Origin of the sequence: Jannaschia pohangensis (genome assembly GCF_900113875.1) — a bacterium.
GTDB lineage: Bacteria > Pseudomonadota > Alphaproteobacteria > Rhodobacterales > Rhodobacteraceae > Jannaschia > Jannaschia pohangensis.
This window is the reverse complement of record NZ_FORA01000004.1, coordinates 265,821-286,913: the sequence shown is the minus strand read 5'-3', so window position 1 is coordinate 286,913 and position 21,093 is coordinate 265,821. Positions and strand designations below refer to the sequence as shown.

Here is a 21,093-nt window from a genome sequence, read left to right as displayed (position 1 = left end):
GTCAGACCGCGACGCGAAGTCCGGGATTGCGCGCCGCGCGCCAGTCGCGACAGGCTTGTCCAAAGGCCTTGAACAGGGGACGCGACACCGGATCTTCGGCGGCGCGGTATTCGGGATGCCATTGCACGGCCATGCAGAACCCGGGCGCGTCCTTGATCCAGATCGCCTCGGGCGTGTCGTCGGGCGCGCGGCCATCGATGACGATGCGCGGCCCCGGCGTCTCGATCCCCTGACCGTGCAGCGTGTTCGTCATCACCGTCTGCGCCCCCATCAGGCGGTCGAAGGGTCCGCCGGGCGTGAACCGCACTTCGTGACGCAGGGCAAATTTCTCCTCCAGCGTGCCATCCGGGGGCATCCGGTGGTTCATGCGCCCCGGCAAGTCGCGGATCTCGGGGTGCAGGGTCGACCCCATGGCGACCGCAACCTCCTGAAAGCCCCTGCAAATCCCCAGGACCGGCTGGCCCCGCTCGACGCAGGCGCGGATCAGCGGCAGGGCCACGGCATCGCGGCCCCGGTCAAAGGTGCCATGCGCCTCGGTTTCGGCGGCGCCGTATTCTTCGGGGTGAACGTTCGGCCGCCCGCCGGTCAGCAGGAAGCCGTCAAAGACCTCCAGCAATTCATCGATCCGGCTGGTTTCGGGACAGGCCGGAAAGACCAGCGGCATGGCATCGGCGACGCGGTTGATCGCCTCGGCATTCATCGCGCCATTGGCATGGGCGGGATACTGGTCGTTGATGAGGTAGCTGTTCGAGATGATGCCGACGATGGGGCGCATGCGGTCCTCCGGTTTCGGCGCATTTTACCCAATGCCGGGCGCAGGGCATAGCCGGCCTGACCGCAGAGGCGGGCCTGCTTGGGTGCACAGTTGTGCATTTGCCCAGATTTTCATCACCGGCACCCCCGGAATGGTCAGGCTTCGCCCACAAGGCCCAGGCTGTCGATGCCCGCCAGGCCCGCCGCCGCATCGTTGTCGGACGTGTCGCCCGTCACGCCGATCGCCCCGAGCAGGTTGCCCTTGGCATCGCGCACGAGAATGCCGCCCGGAACCGGAACGACCTGCCCCCCGAAAAGTCCGTTCACCGCCTGCATGAAATAGGCCTGCTGCTCGGCCCGCGCCATCTGGGCAGTGCCGCCGATGCCAAGCATGATCGCGCCATAGGCCTTGCCGTGGGCGATGGCGAAACGCCCGGCGGAGGCGTGATCCTCCCGCTCGAAGGCCTTCACATGGCCACCCGCGTCCAGAACGACGACAGACAGGGGCTTCAGGCCCATCTCCCGGCCCTTGGCAAGCGTGCCCTTGATGATCTGGCGGGCGCGGCGGAGTGAGATTTCGGGCATGTGTCAACCTATGGTTCGCAAAAAGGAAGGCGGGCACCGCAGTGCCCGCGCGTGTCTGTGGTGGCGTCAGCTGGCCTTCAGCTCAAGGCGACGGGCGTGCAACACCGGCTCGGTATAACCTGACGGCTGAACGCGGCCCGCAAAGACCAGGTCCTTGGCCGCCTGATAGGCCACCGAGTTGAACCCCGGCGCCATCGCGCGATAGGTCGGGTCACCCGCATTCTGGGCATCGACCTTGGCGGCCATCTTCTGCATCGCCGCCTCGACCTGATCGGGCGAGATCAGACCGTGGTGCAACCAATTGGCCAGCGCCTGACTGGAAATCCGGCAGGTCGCGCGGTCTTCCATCAGGCCCACATCGTTGATGTCCGGCACCTTCGAGCAGCCGATGCCCGCATCCACCCACCGGACGACATAGCCCAGAATGCCCTGCGCATTGTTCTCGATCTCGGCGGTAACCTCGTCCTCGGAGAGGTTGCGCCCCTCCATCACCGGAATGGTCAGCAGATCGTCCAGCGTGCCACGCGGTCCGGCGGCGGCCAGCTCTTCCTGACGGGCCAGCACATCGACGTGATGGTAATGAGTCGCGTGCAGCGTCGCGGCCGTGGGTGACGGCACCCAGGCGCAATTCGCACCCGATTTCGGATGACCGATCTTCTGCTCCAGCATCGCCTGCATCAGGTCGGGCATCGCCCACATCCCCTTGCCGATCTGCGCGCGCCCCCGCAGGCCGCAGGCCAGGCCGATGTCGACGTTACGATCCTCATAGCTGGTGATCCAGGGCGTCGACTTCATCTCGCCCTTGGGCAGCATCGGGCCGGCTTCCATCGAGGTGTGGATCTCGTCGCCCGTCCGATCAAGGAAGCCGGTGTTGATGAAGGCCACGCGGGACTTGGCGGCGCGGATGCACTCCTTGAGGTTGGCCGACGTCCGGCGCTCCTCGTCCATGATGCCAAGCTTGACCGTGTTGAGCGGCAGCCCGAGCAGGCCTTCGACACGGGTGAAGATTTCGTCGGCAAAGGCGACCTCTTCGGGCCCATGCATCTTGGGTTTGACCACATAGACCGACCCCTTGGTCGAATTCCCGCCCGCCCGCGACAGGTCGTGCATCGCGATCAGCACGGTGACCACGGCGTCCATCAGGCCTTCGGGAATTTCGCCGCCGTCCTTCATCAGGATCGCCGGATTGGTCATCAGGTGCCCGACATTGCGGATCAGCATCAGGGCGCGGCCCTTGTGGGTGACCTGCTCCCCGTCCGGGGCGGTAAAGACCACGTCGTCGTTCAGGACGCGGGTAAAGGTCTCGCCGCCCTTCGCGACCTCTTCACTCAGGTCGCCCTTCATCAGGCCAAGCCAGTTGGCATAGGCACCGACCTTGTCTTCGGCGTCCACGCAAGCGACCGAGTCTTCGCAATCCATGATCGCCGACAGCGCGCTTTCAAGCAGGATGTCGGCGATGCCCGCCTTGTCCTGTTTGCCGATCTGGTGGTCCCGGTCGATCACCAGATCGATGAGCAATCCGTTGATGCGCAAGAAGACCTCGGCCAAGCCCTGCGGCCCGTCGTTATAGCCCGCGAACTGCGACGGGTCGCGCAAGGCCGGGGCCAACACGCCGTCCGTCACCGACAGCGATGCGACATCGGCCCAGGACCCGTCGGCCAGCGGCACAACCTGGTCCAGGTGCTTGCGTCCCCAGGCGATGACCCGCGCGCCGCGGTCGGCGTCGTACCCCTTGCCCTGCGGCAGGTCGCCCATGGCATCGGTCCCATAGAGCGCATCGTAGAGGCTGCCCCACCGGGCATTCGCCGCGTTGAGTGCATAGCGCGCATTGGTGATCGGCACGACCAGTTGCGGACCCGGAACATGGGCGATCTCGGGGTCGACATTCTCGGTCTCGATCTCGAAATCGGGGCCTTCGGGCACCAGATAGCCGATATCGCTCAGAAACGCGCGGTAGGCCGCGCCATCATGCGCCTGCCCTGCGCGCGCCCTGTGCCAAGCGTCGATCTGCCCCTGAATTTCGGCCCGCTTTTCCAGCAAAGCCGCATTGCGCGGCGCCATCTCGTGCACCAGTCTCGAAAAGCCGGCCCAGAACGCGTCCGGGGCAAGGCCCGTGCCCGGCAAGGCCTGGGTGTCGATGAATTCGGCAAGCGTCGTGGAAACGGAAAGGTCGGACTTCTGGGCGCGCGTCATGGGATCTCCGGGCATGGCGAGGGGTCATTGTATACTGTCGTCGATCTAACGCGCAGGTTTCCGATCGGCAACAGGATGTGGTCAGGATTTCTTACCGGTTCGGGTCAAACGACACCGATCCGAGCAATATCGCACCTCATCCCAGACTTTCGCCCATTTCTTGCGCCAGGTGAAAGGCCGCCCGCAGGTGGCACAGGTCTTGGTGGGCAGATCGCCCTTTCGCACCATCCGCGCCATCAGAAGCCGAACTCCCCTTGCCGTGCGTCCGCCGGGGTCTTGCGGATGCCGCGCACCCGTTCGCGCGGCGCCTTGCGCGACCCCAACCGCTCATAGACCTGCAAGGCGTCCTCGCGAAACCCGGGGTGTCGCCGCGCCGCGGCCATCCGCTCGCGGGCGGCGCGGGCGGCCAGGGCCACATCGACCAGCGGCGCGGGATAGCGGCGGACCCCGCCGATCTCCCAGGGTTGCTGCAAGGCCGCATCGGGCACGTCGCGCAACTCGGGCACCCATTTGCGGGTGAAGATCCCCGTCGGATCCTGATCCTGTCCCTGCTTGACGGGGTTATAGATGCGCAGCTGGTTGATGCCCGTGACGCCCGATTGCATCTGCACCTGCGACCAATGGATGCCCGGCGCGTAGTCGGTCCAGAGCCGGGCCAGAACCGGCCCCGTATCGCGCCAATCCAGCCAGAGGTGATAGGACGCCACGCATTGCACCATCGCCCGCATCCGAAAATTCAGCCATCCGGTCGCCCGCGCATATCGCATGCAGGCATCGACAAATGGCAGACCCGTCTGCCCCGTCGACCACCGCTCCAGCCGTTCGGTCAGCTCCGCCTGCCCTGCCGCAGACGCGCGCAGATCGGCAAAGGCGGGGTGCATCGGGCGGCTGTCGAGGGCGGGGAAGTCCTCCAGCTTCTGGGTGAAATGATCCCGCCAGGCCAGCCGCGACAGGAAGGACGACATCGACCGCGCCCACTCCCCCTGCCCGCCCTCGGCGCGCAATTCGGCCAGAAGCGCCGCCGTCGCCTGATGCACCTCGCGCACCGACAGCGTGCCCCAGGCCAGATGCGGGCTGATCCGGGAACAGGCGACCTCGCCCGCAACGGGCGACGACATGTCGGCGCGGTAGCTGCGCCCCCGCTCGGCCAGGAAGCCACCCAGAAGCGACAGCCCCGCCTGCCGCCCGCCCGCTTGCCGCCCTGGACAGGGGTCGAAGGGCAGGCCCAGGTCGCGGGCGTCGGGAATGTCGCCCGGCTCGACGATCGGCCCCGACAGCCGTGCAGGCGGCTCTGCCCGCGTGGCCCGGACGAAGGCATCGCGCCGCCCAGACCACAGGTCGCGATTGCCCAGTCGCCGGAACACCGCGCTGTCGATCGGTTCATCCCATTGGATGCCGTGCGACCGCGCCCAGTCTGCCACCCGCCGGTCGCGCTGCCAGGTCGGCATGAGCCCGGTTTCCTGATGGCTGACCAGACGGTGGAGGGGATGGGCCTGCCGCAAGGCCTCCAGCACGGCCACGGCCTCTCCCTGTCGCACCACCAGCGGGGTGCCACGGGTGGCCAGGTCGGCGCGCAGCTCGGTCAGGCTCTCGGCCACGAAACGCCAGTGCCGCGCCGCCGCGTCCGGCGCGGACCAGACCTCCGGCTCGGCGATATAAAGCGGGATCACCCGCCCCTGAACCGAGGCCAGCGCCGGATGATCGGCGCTGCGCAGATCGCGCTTGAACCAGAGGATCGTGACGGGCTGAGACATGCTGCGCAATGTCGAGCGCGCGCCGCCCGGGTCAAGGGCCCCTGCGCAGCAATTCGGGGGTGGCAGCCGCCGCCGCACCGCCGTAGCGTCGCCCGCGAAGCCCGAAGGAGACACCCATGCGCGACGCCGCCCCCGACCAGTCGAACCAGACCATCTACCTGCGCGACTATGCCCCGGTGCCGGTGACGGTGACCCATGTGGACCTGTCGTTCCGGCTGGACCCCAAGGCGACGCGGGTGCAGGCCCGCCTGACCTGCGCCCGGCAAGGTCCGGGCGACATGGTGCTGGACGGCGAAGGGCTCAAGACGATTTCCGTGGCCATCGACGGCACGGCGATCACCCCCCGGATCGACGGCGACCGGATGATCCTGACCGACCTGCCCGACGCCTTCCTTCTGGAGACGGAGGTGGAGATCGCGCCGCAGGACAATACAGCCCTGTCCGGTCTTTACATGTCGAACGGGATGTACTGCACCCAATGCGAGGCCGAGGGGTTTCGCCGCATCACCTGGATGCTGGACCGCCCGGACGTCATGGCGACCTATGACGTGGAGATCGAGGCGGACCTGCCCGTCCTTCTGTCAAACGGCGACGAAAAGGGCGCGGGACGGTGGCACGATCCCTGGCCGAAGCCGACGTATCTCTTTGCGCTGGTCGCGGGCAACTTGGTCGCCACGTCCGACAGCTTCACCACCTCCGAGGGGCGCGACGTCGCGCTCAACGTCTGGGTCCGCCCGGGTGACGAGGGGCGGACGAGCTATGCGCTGGACGCCCTCAAGCGGTCGATGCTCTGGGACGAGAAGGTCTATGGCAGGGCCTACGACCTGTCGGTATTCAACATCGTGGCCGTCGACGATTTCAACATGGGCGCGATGGAGAACAAGGGCCTCAACGTCTTCAACTCCCGCTATGTCCTGGCCTCGCCCGAGACGGCCACCGACGCCGATTACGCCAATATCGAGCGGATCGTGGCCCATGAATACTTCCACAACTGGACGGGCAACCGCATCACTTGCCGCGACTGGTTTCAGCTTTGCCTAAAAGAGGGTCTGACCGTCTTCCGCGATCAGCAGTTCAGCCAGGACGCCAGGGGCTTCGCCACGCAGCGCATCGGCGACATCATGACCCTGCGCGCCCGCCAGTTCCGCGAGGACGCGGGCCCGTTGGCCCACCCCGTCCGGCCCGAAAGCTTTGTCGAGATCAACAATTTCTACACCGCCACCATCTATGAAAAGGGCGCCGAGGTTATCGGGATGCTGCGGACCCTTGTCGGGGCCGAGGGCTACGATGCTGGCGTGGCGCTCTATTTTGAACGGCACGACGGTCAGGCCTGCACCATCGAAGACTGGCTGGCCTGTTTTGCCGAGGCGACGGGCCGCGACCTGAGCCAGTTCATGCTCTGGTATCGGCAGGCCGGCACGCCCCGCCTGACCGTGACCGAGGACTTTAACAACGGCGTCTATACCCTTGATCTGAAACAGACCGTCCCTGACACGCCGGGCCAGACGAACAAGTCGCCCATGACGCTGCCGCTGGCCTACGGCCTCCTCGATGCGACGGGCACGGAAATCCGCCCCACCGATGTGTTCGAGATGACCGACCGGGCCGCGCGCCTGTCCTTCAACCTGCCCGAGAAGCCGGTCCTGTCGATGCTGCGCGGCTTTTCCGCCCCCGTCGTGCTGGAGTTCGCGCAGTCCGACGCCGACCGGCTGATCCTTCTGGCCCATGACACCGACCCCTTCACCCGGTGGGAGGCGGGCCGCGCGCTGGCCAAGGACCGGCTGATGCGCGCCGTCGCCGAAGGTGCGGGCTTCGACGCGGGCTGGATCGACGCGGTCGCCACCCTTGCCACAGATGCGGACGCCGACCCGGCCTTCCGCGCCCTGGCGCTGGCCCTGCCGTCCGAGGACGACCTGGCCGCCTCGCTCCACGGCTCCGGCGTGGTGCCCGACCCCGACGCGATCTACATCGCGCGCCGGGCCGCGTCCCATGCCATCGCCACGCGTCTGGCAAGCGATCTGCCGGGCCTGCGCGCCGCCTGCGCGACACCCGGTGCCTATGATCCCCGGGCCGAAGACGCGGGCAAACGCAGCCTCTCCGCCACGCTCCTGCGACTCCAGACCCTGCTCGACGGCGGGGCGGCGGCGCGCGCCGCCTATGACGCGGCAGACAACATGACCGACAGGATGGCGGCCTTCACCTGCGTGCTCGATGCGGGCGACACCGAGGTCGCCGCCCGGTTCGAGGCCGATTGGCAGCATGACCGCCTTGTCATGGACAAATGGTTCATGGCCCAGGTCGCCCATGCCGCCCCGAACGATGCCGTGGACGTGGCCAGCAAGCTGACGGCGCACCGCGATTTCGACCCGGGCAATCCCAACCGCTTCCGCGCCGTGATCGGCGGTCTGACGGCGGGCAATCCGGCGGGCTTTCACCGGGCGGACGGGGCCGGCTATGCCTTCCTCGCCGATTGGCTTTTGCGGCTGGACAAGGCCAATCCGCAGACGACCGCCCGCATGTCCACCGCCTTCGACAGCTGGCGGCGTTTTGACGCCGACCGGCAGGACCTGATCCGTACCCAGCTGGACCGCATGGCCGGGACCGAGGGTCTGAGCCGCGATCTGGGCGAGATGGTCGCGCGAATGCTGGCATGAGCCGGCCCATCCTTCTGGTCACCGGCGCCTCCTCGGGGATCGGGGCGGCCGTCGCCCGGATGGCGGCCCCCGACCACGATCTGGCCCTGCACTACAATTCCAACAGCGCCGGGGCCGAGGCTGTGGCGCAGACCTGCCGCGACGCTGGCGCAAGGGTCGCCGTGATACAGGCGGACCTCGGCGCGCCCGACGGCCCGGCGCAATTGTTCGACGGCTTCGACGCGGCCTTCGACCGCCTCGACAGGCTGGTCAACAACGCGGGCATGGTCGATCAGGCCGCCCGCGTGGCCGACTTCACCCCCGAGCGCGTGGCCCGGATGGTGGCGGTCAACCTGACGGGGCCGATCCTTGTCGCGGGACTGGCCGCGCGGCGGATGAAAACCGGCGCGTCCATCGTCAACATCTCCTCGGCGGCGACCAAACACGGCGGCGCGGGGCAATACGTCGACTATGCCGCGACCAAGGGCGGGCTGGAAGTGTTCTCCAAGGGACTGGCCAGGGAACTGGCACCGGAGGGCATCCGCGTGAACGCGCTGCGCCCCGGCATCATCGATACGGAGATCCACGCCAAGGGCGGCCAACCCGACCGCGTCGCGGCCCTCGCCCCGAGCGTGCCTCTGGCCCGCGCGGGCACCGCGGAGGAGGTGGCGCAAGCGGTTCTGTGGCTGCTGAGCGACGCGGCCAGCTATGTGACGGACGGCATTCTAGACGTGTCGGGTGGGCGTTGAGTCGCCGAAGACGACCCCGATATGGCATTCGCCCATGGATAATTCCCGCAGCCGCCTATAATTAATGCAGTGATAAAGTCGACCGTCACAGGGCCGACACGTAGTTCTGGTGAGAATGCGCCATGCGCGACCGTCTTGACCCGCTGATTGCCGAACGGGCCCCCTGGCTTTTCGACGGCGCGATTCACCACCGTGCCGCCAAGGCCGTTCTCAATCGCCTTCTGGCCTATGAGCGCTGCGTCGAGATCGGGACATCCTATCTGGATCTGCCGGTCGAGGATATCATGGCCGACCTCGCGCGGCGCATCGCCCGGCGGGTGACCGTCGACGGGCTGGACAATGTGCCCACGGACGGCCCCGCCCTGATCGTGGCGAACCATCCGACCGGAATCGCCGACGGCATCATCCTGCAGGACCAGCTGCTCAAGCGGCGGCCCGATGCGTTCTACTATGCCAACAGCGACATCCTTCGGGTCCTGCCGCAATTCCGGCAGATCATCGTTCCGGTCGAATGGCGCGAAGAGAAGCGGACCGTGGCCAAGACCCGCGAGACGATGCAGCAGACCCGCACCGCGCTGGAGGCCGGTCGCCTCGGCGTGATCTTCCCCAGTGGTCGCCTTGCCAAGCGGCGCGGCCTGCGCCTGCATGAACGCCCCTGGATGGCCAGCGCCGCCATGATCGCGCGCAAGTTCGAGCTGCCGGTCATTCCACTGCACATCCGGTCGCGCAACTCGGCGATGTTCTACAGCTTCGACGCCCTGCACCCGACCCTGCGCGACATCACCCTGTTCCACGAGACGTTGAACAAGGATGTGCAGCCCTATCACCTGAGCTTCGGTCGCCCCATCGACGGGGCCAGCCTGCCCAGGGACGCCAATGCCGGGATCGAGGTCCTGCGCGAGGCGACGTTGCGCCAAGGCTCCGAGCGCGGGGGCGAGATCAAGCTGGTGGACAACCGCCCCGGAGTGCGCGGCTGGCGCAGCCACCCGGCCTGATCCGCTTGTCCGCACCGGTGCGACCGGGCTAGGCTGTCGTCGCAGCTTGGCCGAGGGGTCCGATGTTCAAAGGTTTGTTCGGGGGCCGCGCGCCCGTGATGTGCGACCCGACCGAGGGTCTGGACCGCGTCGGGAACGGCGTCGAAGCCGTTCTGGCCGACGATCTGCCCGCAATTGCCCCGCATCTGACCGAGATGACAGCGGACGGGCGCATCCAGTGGATGGTGGCCCTCCTCCAGAGCTTGCCCTTGGACCATCCCCTGCCCGAACCTTCGGTCGAACAGGACCCGGACCGCGATTTCGTCATGGGCTGCCTTCTGGCCGCGTGGCTTTTGCGGACCGTCGATGTGCCGCGCACGGCGAAGGTCACCACCGTGGGCGACGATATCGAGGCCCTCCTGACCGTCGTGGCCGAGCGGGCCATGGGCCTGCTGATACGCGCCGATGCGACCCGGCCGGGGTTGCCGGACCTCTGGGGCTGGCGCCTGCTCTGCGCCAGCGTTCTGAAGGCCCCGGAGGAGGAAATGGCCGAACTGGCCGACGGTCTGGACCGATGCGCCCCACCCAGCCTGATGGCCGCGCATCTGCATCTGATGTCCCTGCGCCGCACGATGGGCGGGTCGCAGGCCACAATGTGGCGCTATGTGACGGACCAGACGGCGATGCTTCCTGCCTCCGGGTGGCTGGGCCTGATCGCCTGCGCACATCTGGAAGACATCTATTGGTTTCTGAACCGCGAACCCGACAAGGCCGTGCAGAAACGCTATCGCGCCCAGATCACCACGCCCGCCTTCCGGGCCGAGATCGTCGCACTGAGCCAGAGGTTTCTGGACCGCTCCGCCGCCGAAGGCCCGTCACACCACGCGGCGCAGCGATACGGCCGGAACATGATCGCGGCGCTTCTGGCGCAGATCGGTGAAGGCGGCCATCTGGTGCCGCATCTTCGGGAGATCGACGCCGTTCCGATGCACATGTGTTGGGGTGGCATGGTTCGGCTGAAAGACCTGAATTCCGTTCGCAATCTTGCGATGATGCCGCCCCTTCGCGGGGGTTGAACGACCGACCGGTGAACAATCGACCGCCCTGCTGCCCCGGAACCGCCCGAATTTGATGCAATTTCGAAGGACCCTTCCTTGTCCGGATTCCGCGTCATGTCCTTTCTGTCCCGCATCTTCCCCCGCAGCACCGGGTTCGACCCGTTCGAGGGCCATGCCAGAGGTGCCGAAGCCGAGGCGATGATGCGCGCGGGCGACTGGTCCGGTCTGGGACGCCTCTATGCGGAGCAGGCCCCGCAAGCCCGCGCCCAGATGGTTCATGGCCTCGGCATGGTCTGGCCACTGGACCGCGATCTCTCCGTCGATCGCGACACCGCCGAAGCCAAGGCCGTTCTGGGCGGAATGCAGGTGACCCTGGCCTTTCGGGAACGCGGCGATCTGCGCGGCGACGATGTTCCGCCCGAGGCTCTGGCCCGGATGGAGGCCCGGCTAGCCGACGCGGAACGCCGCCTTGTCGCGTCCAGCAACGCCCAACCCGACGACCCCTGCGTCTGGGGCTGGCTGATCCGGGCGAACACCGGGCTGGGCGGCGACCGCGCGCGCTTTGCCTTTCTGTCCGAGCGGCTCGACGCCTGCTCCGACCGCTGCCTGACCGCCGATCTGCACCGGATCACCGACCTGCAACGCAAATGGCACGGCAATCAGGCCCAGATGTGGGAGGCCGTGGCCCGCGCCATCGACCCTCTGCCCTCTGCCGCCTACCTGGGCCTCGTCGCGCGCGGGCATATCGAGGATTGGCTCTGGTATGTGGCCATGGGCGACGATGCCGCGATTGCCGCACGGTTCCGTGAGAAGATGCAGGACAACGCCTATCTCGCCGATCTTGACGGGTTGGACGGGCTCTTCTGGCGCACGCTGAAGGCCGAGGGGCCGGACAGCGCCCCCGAAGACAAGGCCGACCGCCAGTTCGCCCACAACCAGTTCGCGATCCTCTGGGCCCTGCTCCACAGGATCGAGCGGGCCAAACCCCATGTCGCGGCCATCGGCCCGGTCCCTATGGCATTGCCGCTTGGCTATCTGGGCGAAGATCCGACCGAAGGCTGGATCGATCTGCGCCAGCGCTGCGGGCTGCCTGCCAAGGCCTGATCCCAAGGGTCCGAACGCAGACCGCCGCCCAGAAGGGCGGCGGTTCCGATGTCCAAGGGCGTGGTGCGGTCGAGAAGACTCGAACTTCCACGGGTGTTACCCCACAGCGACCTCAACGCTGCGCGTCTACCAATTCCGCCACGACCGCAAGCCGCCTTCGGACAGGCGCGGGATAGCGGCGGTTGCGGGGAAAGGAAAGGGGGTTTTGCACCCTGCCCGCGAAAAAGCCGATACGCCCCGCATCACGCCCGTTCGCTCCGCATCGGCGCATCCGCGCGTCGCCGCAACGCCCGCCACGCAAGGATCGAGACGCCCAGACCAACGATGAGCCAGCCGAGTTCCGGGGCCTCCGGGAACAGCGCGCGATTCAGCCGTCGGCCGGGAAGGAAAACGAACAATCCCGCAAGGATCAGTCCGTTCCAATACAGACTGCGCAGGGTTTCGGAATGGCCCGCGAAATTGCGTGCACGCGCCATGCGCACCCCGTCCCAGACACCCCAGAGGGCGAGGAAGGCGAAGACATGGATCGGGCCGAGCGGGCCGATAATCGCGAAGTCCTGCAACCAGAACGAGGAGACCGCCGTGACCACGATCGCCGACAACCAGACATAGCCAACCAGCCGGTGCATCCGGTCCCGTCGCTTGGGATAGATCGCCACCGGCCCGAGGACGAGGGCAAGCATCGCGGCAAGGATATGAATGTCGAGGTAAATCGGCAGGTCGGGAAGCGGGGTCAGGGTCATGGAAATCTCCCTTGGCGAAGGCTGTTCAGGGCCGGGCTTGGCAAGCGGCGGCCCATTGGTTACCCAATCGGGGACGTGCCGCACCGTCTCAACACCGGCTGCGCCAATCACCCGGAGCGCTTCGTGCCTGACATCCTCCCACCATCCACGCTTCGCGAAATGCGGGGGCAATTCGCCCGCCCCGCAACCTGGGTCGTGCTGTTGGGAATCGCGGTCGTCCTGGCCGCACTCGGCCCCTTCGAGACGGACGCCCTGCTGCGCCCCCTGCCCCGCGCGGCGTTCTGGCTGACCCACACGGTCAGCAGCTACGGGATCGCTTTCCTGATCGTGCCGCCAGTGCGGCAGGTCTTGGGGAGCCTCGTCGGCCCGTGGCTTGCCAGCGCATGTGCCGGTGCCGTGGCCGGGGTAGCGATCACTTTCGGCGTCATGGCGATCAACGCCGCGATCCTGGGCTATATTCCGCACCGGGGCGCGGTACTGCCCCTTGCGGGCACGGTCATCCTGATCACTGTCGTCGTCACGTTGGTGCTGGACGTCATCGACCGTGAAATGGCCCGGTCCACCACCACATCGGGCAAATCTGCTGCGAAGCCGCCGACACTGTTGGACCGCCTACCGCTCGAGAAGCGCGGCGCGCTCGTCTCCGTCTCGGTCGAGGATCACTATGTTCGCATCCGCACGGACAAGGGCGAAGAACTGGTGCTCATGCGGCTGTCCGACGCCCTGCGCGAGACGGGCAACGTGGCGGGGCTACAGGTGCACCGCTCCCATTGGGTCGCGCTGGACCAGGTAACCGCCGCCCGCCGCGAGGGGGACCGGGCGGTCCTGACCCTGCGGCATGGTCCCGAAATCTCCGTCAGCCGCGCCAACCTGGCCGCGATCCGGGAGGCAGGGCTGCTGCCCCGGTAACCGATGGTCGACTGGCTCACCTCCTCCGGCCTTGTGGCCTATGAAACGGCCCTGGCCGAAATGCAGGCACGGGTTGCCGCCATTCAGTCCGGCACCGCGACCGAGGCGATCTGGCTGCTGGAACATCCACCGCTCTACACGGCGGGCACGTCGGCCCGGCGCGAGGATCTGCGCGACCCCGACCGCTTCCCGGTGTTCGAGGCGCGGCGGGGCGGGCAATACACCTATCACGGGCCGGGTCAGCGGGTCGCCTATACCATGCTCGACCTCGGCAGCCGGGGCCGCGACGTGCGGGCCTTCGTCAAGACGCTGGAGCATTGGGTCATCGCGACGCTGGCCGAGTTCGGCCTGACCGGCCACATCCGCGAGGGCCGCGTCGGCGTCTGGATCGAACGGCCCGACAAGCCCCCCCTGCCCGACGGGACGATGCGCGACGACAAGATCGCCGCCATCGGCATCCGCCTGTCCAGATGGGTCAGCTTTCACGGCCTGTCGATCAACGTGGAGCCGGACCTCGGCCATTTCGACGGCATCGTCCCCTGCGGCATCACCGGGCACGGCGTCACCTCGCTGGTCGATCTGGGCCTGCCGGTAACGATGGACGATCTGGATGCGGCGCTCAAACGCACCTCGCCCTGGACGTGACATCGGCCACCTGTGCACCGCCCCGGACACCTGATGGTCGTCCGGGGCGGGCCGTATCAGCCGATGATGTCGTCGGCGCCGTACTCGGGGATCGGGCCCTCGCCGATCAGCCATTCCTCATCGAAGACGAGGTCTTCGCCGATGATTATCTCCGGCTCCTCGCCGATCACCACCTCCGGGACATCGGCATCTGCGGGGCCTTCATCGACCGGCGTATCGTCCACAAACACGAATTCGTCGTCGGCGGGCACATCTTCACCCAGGATGACATCGTCGGTGGGCTCCTCCTCGACCGGCGGCTCCTCGATGATCGGATCATCCTCCCCAACCGGCTCCTCCTCCACCGGCGGTTCTTCCACGATAGGTCCGTCTTCCCCGACCGGCTCCTCCTCCACCGGCGGCTCCTCGATGATCGGGTCGTCCTCCCCGACCGGGTCCTCTTCTACCGGCGGTTCGTCGACAATGGGACCATCGTCATCGGGCAAGTCGATGGGATCGGCCACGCCGCCGATCTTGAGCGATCGGTCCCGTGAGCCATCAATTTCACCGACCGATGTCAGACGCGCCGCGGTGTCCTGCCCGATGAACAGATCCAGCGTCAGCGCCTCGCTCTCATGGGTCAGAACGAAGGACACAGACTGGATGTCGTCCTTGCCGATGCCCTGGGTCCCGAACTGAACGCCAAGGTCGAAGGCCCCGAATTCCTTGAGAACCTCGCCCTTGATCGTGGTGAAATTGTCGATCTTGGTGACCGAATTGGCATCGAAGGCCGTTCCGGTCACGTCGGCACCTACGACACTGAGACCGTCAAGCAGCGACTCGTCCAGAATGTCGAGGTAGAGCGCGTTCAGGTCGCCGATCGTCCCGCTGATCTCCAGCACGTCAAGATCGAAGCGCAAATCGCCGTCGATTTCGGTCACGGTCACGCGCACGGTCACACCGCCGCCGCTGATGTCATAGGTGAAACTGTTCAAGGCCTGGTCTCCATCCAAAGTCGATGGCGACGGTTTCGGCGCCGACCGCGCCCGAGGTCAGGCAGAAAAATGGCAAACCTGGATCGAAAATCGTCAATACTGTTCTACTGTGTGACGCTTTGCCCATATGCCCGGATATGTCCACTGTGACTGCATCTCGACCCCGGGTCATATCGATTTCGTGCGATTTCGCCCTGATTGCGACCTCTTGTGCCGTTGCTCCCCGAAGGCACGATGGCTAGAAAGCCCCTGAGCGGGGAATTGCCCGCACCAGAATCGACCAAGTCACGGGAGCGACCGCATGGCAGACGCCGCCATCTCCGGACACGACCAGCACGAGAAGCCCGGCTTCTTCACCCGCTGGTTCATGTCCACCAATCACAAGGACATCGGTATTCTCTATCTGCTGGTGTCGGGCTTTGCCGGGTTCATCTCGGTTGCCTTCACCGTCTACATGCGGCTCGAGCTGATGGACCCCGGTGTCCAGTACATGTGTCTGGAGGGCGCGCGCATCACCGCCGCGGCCGCGGGCGAATGTACCCCTAACGGCCACCTCTGGAACGTGCTGATCACGGGCCACGGCATCCTAATGATGTTCTTCGTCGTGATCCCGGCGCTCTTCGGCGGTTTCGGCAACTACTTCATGCCCTTGCACATCGGTGCACCGGACATGGCCTTCCCGCGCCTCAACAACCTGTCGTTCTGGCTGTTCGTGGCGGGCACCTCGCTCGCGGTCCTGTCGGTCTTCGTTCCCGGCGGCAACGGCCAGACCGGATCGGGCATCGGCTGGGTCCTCTATCCGCCACTCTCGACCACCGAAGCGGGCTATTCCACCGACATCGCCATCTTCGCGGTGCACGTGTCGGGGGCCTCGTCCATCCTGGGCGCGATCAACATCATCACCACGTTCCTGAACATGCGCGCGCCGGGGATGACCCTGCACAAGGTGCCGCTGTTCGCCTGGTCGATCTTCGTGACCGCCTGGCTGATCCTTCTGGCCCTGCCCGTGCTGGCCGGCGCGATCACCATGCTGCTGACCGACCGGAACTTCGGGACGACCTTCTTCGACCCGGCCGGTGGCGGCGACCCCGTCCTCTATCAGCACATTCTGTGGTTCTTCGGTCACCCCGAGGTCTACATCGTGGTCCTGCCCGCCTTCGGCATCATCAGCCACATCGTCTCGACCTTTTCCAAGAAGCCGATCTTCGGCTACCTGCCGATGGTCTATGCGATGGTCGCCATCGGTGGTCTGGGCTTCGTCGTCTGGGCGCACCACATGTACACCGTCGGCATGTCGCTGTCGCAGCAGGCCTATTTCATGGTTGCCACGATGATCATCGCGGTGCCGACGGGGGTGAAGATCTTCAGCTGGATCGCCACGATGTGGGGCGGCTCGATCACCTTCAAGACGCCCATGCTTTTCGCGATCGGCTTCATCTTCCTGTTCACCGTGGGCGGCGTCACCGGCATCGTCTTGTCGCAGGCCGGCATCGACCGCGTTTATCACGACACCTACTACGTCGTGGCGCACTTCCACTACGTGATGTCGCTCGGTGCGGTCTTCGGCATCTTCGCCGGCGTCTACTACTGGATCGGCAAGATGTCGGGCCGCCAGTATCCCGAATGGGCAGGCAAGCTGCACTTCTGGACGTTCTTCATCGGTGCGAACATCACCTTCTTCCCGCAGCACTTCCTGGGCCGTCAGGGCATGCCGCGCCGCTATATCGACTATCCCGACGCCTTCGCGATGTGGAACGAAGTGTCGAGCTGGGGCGCCTTCCTGTCCTTCGCCTCGTTCCTGTTCTTCATCGGCATCGTGGCCTACACCGTCTTCGCCGGTCGCAAGGTCGAGGAAGAGGCCTATTGGGGCGAGCATGCGGACACCTTGGAGTGGACCCTGCCCAACCCGCCGCCGGAGCACACCTTCGAGCAGCTTCCCACGCGCGACATGTGGGACAAGCAACCGGGTCACTGATGCCCTACCGCGTTGTCAACGACACGCTGCACGAGGCCCCGGCGAAGTCCGGGGCCTCTCGCTATGAGGTGGAGCTTTGGCCCCACCAATCCCTGACGGGCAACGGCTTCGTCTGGGTCGTCGGGGCCAGCCTGACGCTCATCTCCCTGCCGATCCTCGGGCTTCTGGGCACCAAGGCGCTCTGGGGGATCCTGCCCTTCGCCCTCGGGGTGATCGGCCTGCTGTGGTTCTCGCTCAAGCGGAACTGGCGCGACCGTGACATCCTCGAGACGCTGACGCTCACCTCCGACATCGCCCGGCTGGTCCGCATCGACCCCGACGGCACCCGGCGCGACTGGCAGGCGAACCCTTATTGGGTGCGCATCACGCGTCACGAAAAGGTCGGCCAGATCGAGGATTACCTGACCCTCGAAGGCGGCCCCCGCACGGTCGAAATCGGCGCGTTCCTCACACCGGAAGAACGCCGCACGCTCGAACACAACCTGCTGGGCGCTCTGGGTCGCCTGAAATAACGGCCTTAGCCGCCGCCCACATCGGCGCGCGCGACGCCCGATGTCTTCACGATGGCCCAGACCGCGACCCCGGGGGCCAGCGACAGCCGCTCCGCCGACCGGCGTGTGATCCGCGCCAGAAGCGCGCCCTCGCCCGCCCGAAGGCGCAGCATCACACCCGGTCCCTGCCCCGGTTGCACCGCCTCGACCACGGCGGGCAGGACGTTCAGGGCCGACACGCCCTCGGGCCGCGCGGTTGCGACGATGATATCCTCGGCCCGGATGCGAATGCGCAGCCGCTGACCGACCTCGCCGCCCGGCACATGCAGCACGCCCGCCGGGGTCTCGACCGCCGCCAACCCGTCGGCCACGGCCGTCACCACGCCTTCCAGCACCGCGCCCGCCTGCGATGGCCCCATGAGGGCCGCCGCCACCGGATCGGACAGAACCTCGGCCAGCGGCCCGGCGCGCACCACCGCCCCGTCGCGCAGAAGGACAAGCGTATCGGCCAGCCGCGCCACCTCCTCGATGGCATGGGAGATATAGAGGATCGGCACACCCGCCTCCCGCACCCGGCCAAGCCAGGGCAGGATCGCGGCACGGCGCCGCGCATCCAGTGCGGCCAGCGGCTCATCCAGGATCAGAAGCTCCGGCTGCCTCAGCAACGCCCGCCCGATGGCGACCCGCGCCGCCTCGCCCCCCGACAGGCCAGCAGGGCGTCGGTCCATCAGGTCGGCGATCCCCAGCATCTCGGCCACCGGCCCCGCCTCCTCCCCGCGCGGTGCGCCGAACATCAGGTTGCCACGCACGTCCAGATGCGGAAACAGCCGCGCCTCCTGAAAGACGTAGCCGATCCCGCGCCGATGCGGGGCAAGGTCCGTCGTCCCGTCGAACAGAACCCTTCCATTCAGGACGATCCGCCCCGCATCGGGCCGCGCCAGCCCCGCAACGCACCGCGCCAACGTCGTCTTGCCCGCCCCCGAAGGTCCGAAGACGGCGGTCACGCCGGACGAGGCCTCGAGGGCGACGTCCAGGGTGAAATCGCCCGCCCGGCGCTGGACCGAGACCTCCAGCATCAGCGCCCGCCCACCCGGGCCGCCACGCGCGGGGCCAGCCAGTTCGACAGCAGCACCGCGCCCACCGCCACCGCAACCGCGATCAAGACCAGCCCGCGCAAGCCCGGCGCGCCGCCCGGCACCTGAAGGAAGGCATAGATGGCGGCGGGCAGCGTCCGCGTCTCGCCCGGGATGGAGGCGACGAAGGTGATGGTCGCGCCGAACTCCCCGAACGCCTTGGCAAAGCCCAGGGTCACCCCGGCCAGCACCCCCGGCAGGGCCATGGGCAGGGTGACGCGCCACCAGACCCGCGCGGGCGACAGGCCCAGGGTCGCCGCCGCCTCCTCCAGCTTGGGATCGACCGCCTCGATGGCCAGGCGGATCGCGCGCACCATGAGCGGAAAGGCCATGATCGCCGCCGCAATCGCGGCCCCGGTCCAGCGGAACGCGGGCGACAGGCCCAGGGGCTCCAGAACCGCACCCAGGGGTCCGGCGCGCGAAAACAGCAGCAGCAGCGCATAGCCCGTCACCACCGGCGGCAGGACCAGCGGCAGATGGATCGCCGCATCGACCAACCCCTTGCCGCGAAACTGCCGCCGGGCCAGCAGATGCGCGACCCACAGCGCCAGCGGCAGCGACAGGACCGTGGCCACCACCGAGACGCGCAGCGACAGGGCCAGCGCCTCCCAGGCCTCTGGCGGCAGGTCGATCACGCGGCGAAGCCGTGGGCGGCAAAGATGGCCTGCGACCCCGCGATGTGCGCCAGCAGATCCGCCGCACCCGGCCGCGCCCCGCGTACCAGCGCCGCGGGATAGACGATCGGCGCGTGGGTCGGAGCGGGAATTTCGGCGGCCACCTCGACCCCCGTCCCCCGGGCGTCCGAGGCATAGACCAGACCGAGGGGCACATCGCCCCGCGCGACATAGGCCAGCGCAGCGCGGACGTTGTCGGTCATGAGCAGATGCTCCGACAGCGCGGCCCAGATGCCCAATGTCTCCAGCGCCTGTTGACCATAGCGCCCGGCGGGCACCGACATCGGGTCCCCCATTGCCAACCTGCCGGTGCCAAGCCGCGCCAGTACCGCCGCGGCGCTCAGACAGACGGGCCCTCCGCCCGGCGTCCCCGCCATGACAAGCCGGTTTCCGGCCACCGACCGCGCGGCGCCCTCCACCGCCCCCTGCGACACCAGCCAATCCATCCAGTCGGTCGCCGCCAGCAAAACCACATCCGCAGGCGCGCCCGCCGCTATCTGCCGCGCGATGGCTCCGCTGCCGCCGTACGCCAGCGCCACAGGGTCGGGCCAGGTCGCCGCGATTTCGTCCAACGCAGGCTTGAGGGAGGCAGCGGCCATCACCACCAGAGCATCCGGCGCGGCCCGGGCAGGCCGGGCCAGAAGCGCGGCACTTCCTGCAAGCAGAAGGCCGCGCCGCGTCGGATCAGGGCGCAAGGGCACGCCCCCGATAATCCTCGAAAACGCCGGTCCGGGCCATGTCCAGCGCCTCGAACCGGTCCCAGAGGCCGCGCGCCGACGCAGGGGAAGTCACCTCGGCCTCGGCCCCGCCCATGTCGGTCTGCACCCAACCGGGGTGATAGATGCCCACGGCGACGCCATGATCCCGCAAGGCCTGCGCCAAGTTCAACCCCAGGTTCAGCGCCGCCGCCTTGGATGCGCGGTAGGCAAAGGCGTTGCCCGCGACCGCCGTCGACGACCCCATCCGGGACGAGATGATCGCCACCCGGCTGCGCGGCGACAGGTTGCGCAACTGCGCCTGCACCGTCAGGGCCACGCCCGCGACATTGGCCGCAAACGTCTCCTGCAACCCCTCAAAGGTCAGGTCCGACAGCCCCAGGCCCTTGTCGAGATAGACGCCCGCATTGCAGACCAGCAGGTCCAGCGGCCCGACCTCGGCCGCGACGCGCGCTTGGGCCGCCGCATCGGTGACATCCAGCAGCAGCCCCTCGCCCGCCCGGACCGTTCCCCAGACCTCATAGCCGCGCGCCTGCCCCTCGGTGACCAGCGCGGCCCCGATCCCGCGTGACGCGCCCGTGACAAGCGCCCGCATCAATTGGCCCGCGATTTGGGGATAAAGGGAAGCGGCGCGACCGGGATGCCGTCTTCCAGCAAGGCCTTCACTTCGGCCCCGTTCGCCTCGCCATAGATGGGGCGGTCGGGGGCCCCGCTCTCGTGGATCGCCCGCGCCTCGCTGGCGAAGCGGCTGCCGACATAGGTCGCCTCGGCCTCGACCTTGGCGCGCAGGCTTGCGACCCGCGCTTCCATGTCCGAGGCGGGGGCGCTCAGGCTGCCGCCGACCTTGGGGGCCATCAACGCCTTCTCCACGTCCTTGGAGCCGCAGACGGCACAGGTCGCCATGCCCGCCAAAACAAGCCGGTCATAGGCATCGACCGACTGAAACCAGCTGTCGAAGGCGTGACCTTCGGAACATTTGAGCGAATAGCGGATCATCTTCTGCCCATGTCGTTATCTACCTGAGCAACCT

General features: G+C 67.3%; 21 protein-coding genes and 1 tRNA gene. 9 read left to right on the top strand and 13 right to left on the bottom strand.

Annotated elements, in window-relative coordinates; genetic code table 11:
• Position 1: 1 nt before the first annotated feature.
• The 5 genes from BM002_RS15230 to BM002_RS15210 form a co-directional block, all read right to left on the bottom strand.
• Positions 2-775: a gamma-glutamyl-gamma-aminobutyrate hydrolase family protein gene (locus BM002_RS15230; RefSeq protein WP_092783058.1), complete on the bottom strand. Its 774-nt coding sequence runs from the start codon at positions 773-775 to the stop codon at positions 2-4.
• Between the two features lie 134 nt (positions 776-909).
• Complete coding sequence (locus BM002_RS15225) at positions 910-1,338, bottom strand: GlcG/HbpS family heme-binding protein (protein WP_092783055.1); 429 nt, start codon at positions 1,336-1,338, stop codon at positions 910-912.
• Positions 1,339-1,404: 66 nt separating this feature from the next.
• Entirely contained in the window at positions 1,405-3,531 is a 2,127-nt protein-coding gene (locus BM002_RS15220; RefSeq protein WP_092783052.1) for a malate synthase G, read from the bottom strand.
• 81 nt (positions 3,532-3,612) lie between these two features.
• Positions 3,613-3,768 (bottom strand): DUF2256 domain-containing protein, encoded by a 156-nt coding sequence (locus BM002_RS15215; protein ID WP_092783049.1) that lies wholly within the window; start codon positions 3,766-3,768, stop codon positions 3,613-3,615.
• Complete coding sequence (locus BM002_RS15210) at positions 3,768-5,285, bottom strand: FAD-binding domain-containing protein (RefSeq protein WP_092783046.1); 1,518 nt, start codon at positions 5,283-5,285, stop codon at positions 3,768-3,770. Before BM002_RS15210 ends, BM002_RS15215 begins: the two co-directional genes overlap by 1 nt.
• A 116-nt stretch (positions 5,286-5,401) precedes the next feature.
• On the opposite strand from BM002_RS15210, the gene pepN reads away from it, so the two are divergent.
• The 5 genes from pepN (at position 5,402) to BM002_RS15185 (ending at position 11,803) form a co-directional block, all read left to right on the top strand.
• A complete protein-coding gene (gene pepN / locus BM002_RS15205) occupies positions 5,402-7,939 on the top strand; it encodes an aminopeptidase N (RefSeq protein ID WP_092783043.1) in 2,538 nt (845 codons plus the stop codon).
• Positions 7,936-8,667: an SDR family oxidoreductase gene (locus BM002_RS15200; protein ID WP_092783040.1), complete on the top strand. Its 732-nt coding sequence runs from the start codon at positions 7,936-7,938 to the stop codon at positions 8,665-8,667. The genes pepN and BM002_RS15200 overlap by 4 nt, the downstream gene beginning before the upstream one ends.
• 122 nt (positions 8,668-8,789) lie before the next feature.
• Positions 8,790-9,662 carry a 1-acyl-sn-glycerol-3-phosphate acyltransferase gene (locus BM002_RS15195; RefSeq protein ID WP_092783037.1) on the top strand — a complete coding sequence of 291 codons (873 nt, stop codon included), beginning with the start codon at positions 8,790-8,792 and terminating at the stop codon, positions 9,660-9,662.
• Positions 9,663-9,724: 62 nt separating this feature from the next.
• Positions 9,725-10,717 (top strand): hypothetical protein, encoded by a 993-nt coding sequence (locus tag BM002_RS15190; protein ID WP_092783034.1) that lies wholly within the window; start codon positions 9,725-9,727, stop codon positions 10,715-10,717.
• Positions 10,718-10,813: 96 nt separating this feature from the next.
• Entirely contained in the window at positions 10,814-11,803 is a 990-nt protein-coding gene (locus BM002_RS15185; RefSeq protein WP_092783031.1) for a hypothetical protein, read from the top strand.
• Between the two features lie 61 nt (positions 11,804-11,864).
• Here the strand turns inward: BM002_RS15185 and BM002_RS15180 are convergent.
• Positions 11,865-11,951: transfer RNA gene (locus BM002_RS15180), tRNA-Leu, on the bottom strand.
• A gap of 94 nt (positions 11,952-12,045) precedes the next feature.
• A complete protein-coding gene (locus tag BM002_RS15175; protein ID WP_092783028.1) occupies positions 12,046-12,546 on the bottom strand; it encodes a DUF2306 domain-containing protein in 501 nt (166 codons plus the stop codon).
• A gap of 123 nt (positions 12,547-12,669) precedes the next feature.
• On the opposite strand from BM002_RS15175, the gene BM002_RS15170 reads away from it, so the two are divergent.
• Positions 12,670-13,455 (top strand): LytTR family DNA-binding domain-containing protein, encoded by a 786-nt coding sequence (locus BM002_RS15170; RefSeq protein WP_175484925.1) that lies wholly within the window; start codon positions 12,670-12,672, stop codon positions 13,453-13,455.
• A 3-nt stretch (positions 13,456-13,458) separates the two neighbouring features.
• Positions 13,459-14,100, top strand: a complete 642-nt coding sequence (gene lipB / locus BM002_RS15165; RefSeq protein WP_092783022.1) for a lipoyl(octanoyl) transferase LipB — start codon at positions 13,459-13,461, stop codon at positions 14,098-14,100.
• Between the two features lie 56 nt (positions 14,101-14,156).
• Here lipB and BM002_RS15160 read toward each other — a convergent pair whose 3' ends face one another.
• The gene (locus tag BM002_RS15160) at positions 14,157-15,074 is read right to left on the bottom strand and encodes a hypothetical protein (RefSeq protein WP_092783019.1); all 918 of its coding nucleotides are present in this window, start codon (positions 15,072-15,074) and stop codon (positions 14,157-14,159) included.
• A gap of 301 nt (positions 15,075-15,375) precedes the next feature.
• Here BM002_RS15160 and BM002_RS15155 point away from each other — a divergent pair, with 301 nt between their 5' ends.
• The gene (locus tag BM002_RS15155; protein WP_092783016.1) at positions 15,376-17,049 is read left to right on the top strand and encodes a cytochrome c oxidase subunit I; all 1,674 of its coding nucleotides are present in this window, start codon (positions 15,376-15,378) and stop codon (positions 17,047-17,049) included.
• The gene (locus tag BM002_RS15150) at positions 17,049-17,561 is read left to right on the top strand and encodes a DUF2244 domain-containing protein (protein WP_092783013.1); all 513 of its coding nucleotides are present in this window, start codon (positions 17,049-17,051) and stop codon (positions 17,559-17,561) included. Before BM002_RS15155 ends, BM002_RS15150 begins: the two co-directional genes overlap by 1 nt.
• 5 nt (positions 17,562-17,566) lie before the next feature.
• Here the strand turns inward: BM002_RS15150 and modC are convergent, their stop codons facing one another.
• The 5 genes from modC to BM002_RS15125 are packed head-to-tail and all read right to left on the bottom strand — an operon-like array spanning position 17,567 to position 21,059.
• Positions 17,567-18,616 carry a molybdenum ABC transporter ATP-binding protein gene (gene modC, locus BM002_RS15145; RefSeq protein ID WP_092783010.1) on the bottom strand — a complete coding sequence of 350 codons (1,050 nt, stop codon included), beginning with the start codon at positions 18,614-18,616 and terminating at the stop codon, positions 17,567-17,569.
• Complete coding sequence (gene modB, locus BM002_RS15140) at positions 18,616-19,308, bottom strand: molybdate ABC transporter permease subunit (RefSeq protein WP_092783007.1); 693 nt, start codon at positions 19,306-19,308, stop codon at positions 18,616-18,618. Before modB ends, modC begins: the two co-directional genes overlap by 1 nt.
• Positions 19,305-20,048: a molybdate ABC transporter substrate-binding protein gene (gene modA / locus BM002_RS15135; RefSeq protein ID WP_245749284.1), complete on the bottom strand. Its 744-nt coding sequence runs from the start codon at positions 20,046-20,048 to the stop codon at positions 19,305-19,307. Before modA ends, modB begins: the two co-directional genes overlap by 4 nt.
• Entirely contained in the window at positions 20,032-20,658 is a 627-nt protein-coding gene (locus tag BM002_RS15130) for an SDR family NAD(P)-dependent oxidoreductase (RefSeq protein WP_092783004.1), read from the bottom strand. The genes modA and BM002_RS15130 overlap by 17 nt, the downstream gene beginning before the upstream one ends.
• Positions 20,658-21,059: a DUF1178 family protein gene (locus BM002_RS15125; RefSeq protein WP_092783001.1), complete on the bottom strand. Its 402-nt coding sequence runs from the start codon at positions 21,057-21,059 to the stop codon at positions 20,658-20,660. The genes BM002_RS15130 and BM002_RS15125 overlap by 1 nt, the downstream gene beginning before the upstream one ends.
• Positions 21,060-21,093 lie beyond the last annotated feature (34 nt).

Excerpts from the sequence above, each read along its gene's own strand:
- BM002_RS15185 (WP_092783031.1), top strand. The coding sequence starts at position 10,814 with ATGTCCTTTCTGTCCCGCATCTTCCCCCGCAGCACCGGGTTCGACCCG.
- lipB (WP_092783022.1), top strand. The coding sequence starts at position 13,459 with ATGGTCGACTGGCTCACCTCCTCCGGCCTTGTGGCCTATGAAACGGCC.
- pepN (WP_092783043.1), top strand. The coding sequence starts at position 5,402 with ATGCGCGACGCCGCCCCCGACCAGTCGAACCAGACCATCTACCTGCGC.
- BM002_RS15195 (WP_092783037.1), top strand. The coding sequence starts at position 8,790 with ATGCGCGACCGTCTTGACCCGCTGATTGCCGAACGGGCCCCCTGGCTT.
- BM002_RS15125 (WP_092783001.1), bottom strand. The coding sequence starts at position 21,059 with ATGATCCGCTATTCGCTCAAATGTTCCGAAGGTCACGCCTTCGACAGC.
- BM002_RS15200 (WP_092783040.1), top strand. The coding sequence starts at position 7,936 with ATGAGCCGGCCCATCCTTCTGGTCACCGGCGCCTCCTCGGGGATCGGG.
- BM002_RS15155 (WP_092783016.1), top strand. The coding sequence starts at position 15,376 with ATGGCAGACGCCGCCATCTCCGGACACGACCAGCACGAGAAGCCCGGC.
- BM002_RS15220 (WP_092783052.1), bottom strand. The coding sequence starts at position 3,531 with ATGACGCGCGCCCAGAAGTCCGACCTTTCCGTTTCCACGACGCTTGCC.
- BM002_RS15175 (WP_092783028.1), bottom strand. The coding sequence starts at position 12,546 with ATGACCCTGACCCCGCTTCCCGACCTGCCGATTTACCTCGACATTCAT.
- BM002_RS15215 (WP_092783049.1), bottom strand. The coding sequence starts at position 3,768 with ATGGCGCGGATGGTGCGAAAGGGCGATCTGCCCACCAAGACCTGTGCC.
- modC (WP_092783010.1), bottom strand. The coding sequence starts at position 18,616 with ATGCTGGAGGTCTCGGTCCAGCGCCGGGCGGGCGATTTCACCCTGGAC.
- BM002_RS15190 (WP_092783034.1), top strand. The coding sequence starts at position 9,725 with ATGTTCAAAGGTTTGTTCGGGGGCCGCGCGCCCGTGATGTGCGACCCG.
- BM002_RS15150 (WP_092783013.1), top strand. The coding sequence starts at position 17,049 with ATGCCCTACCGCGTTGTCAACGACACGCTGCACGAGGCCCCGGCGAAG.
- BM002_RS15230 (WP_092783058.1), bottom strand. The coding sequence starts at position 775 with ATGCGCCCCATCGTCGGCATCATCTCGAACAGCTACCTCATCAACGAC.
- BM002_RS15210 (WP_092783046.1), bottom strand. The coding sequence starts at position 5,285 with ATGTCTCAGCCCGTCACGATCCTCTGGTTCAAGCGCGATCTGCGCAGC.
- BM002_RS15130 (WP_092783004.1), bottom strand. The coding sequence starts at position 20,658 with ATGCGGGCGCTTGTCACGGGCGCGTCACGCGGGATCGGGGCCGCGCTG.
- BM002_RS15225 (WP_092783055.1), bottom strand. The coding sequence starts at position 1,338 with ATGCCCGAAATCTCACTCCGCCGCGCCCGCCAGATCATCAAGGGCACG.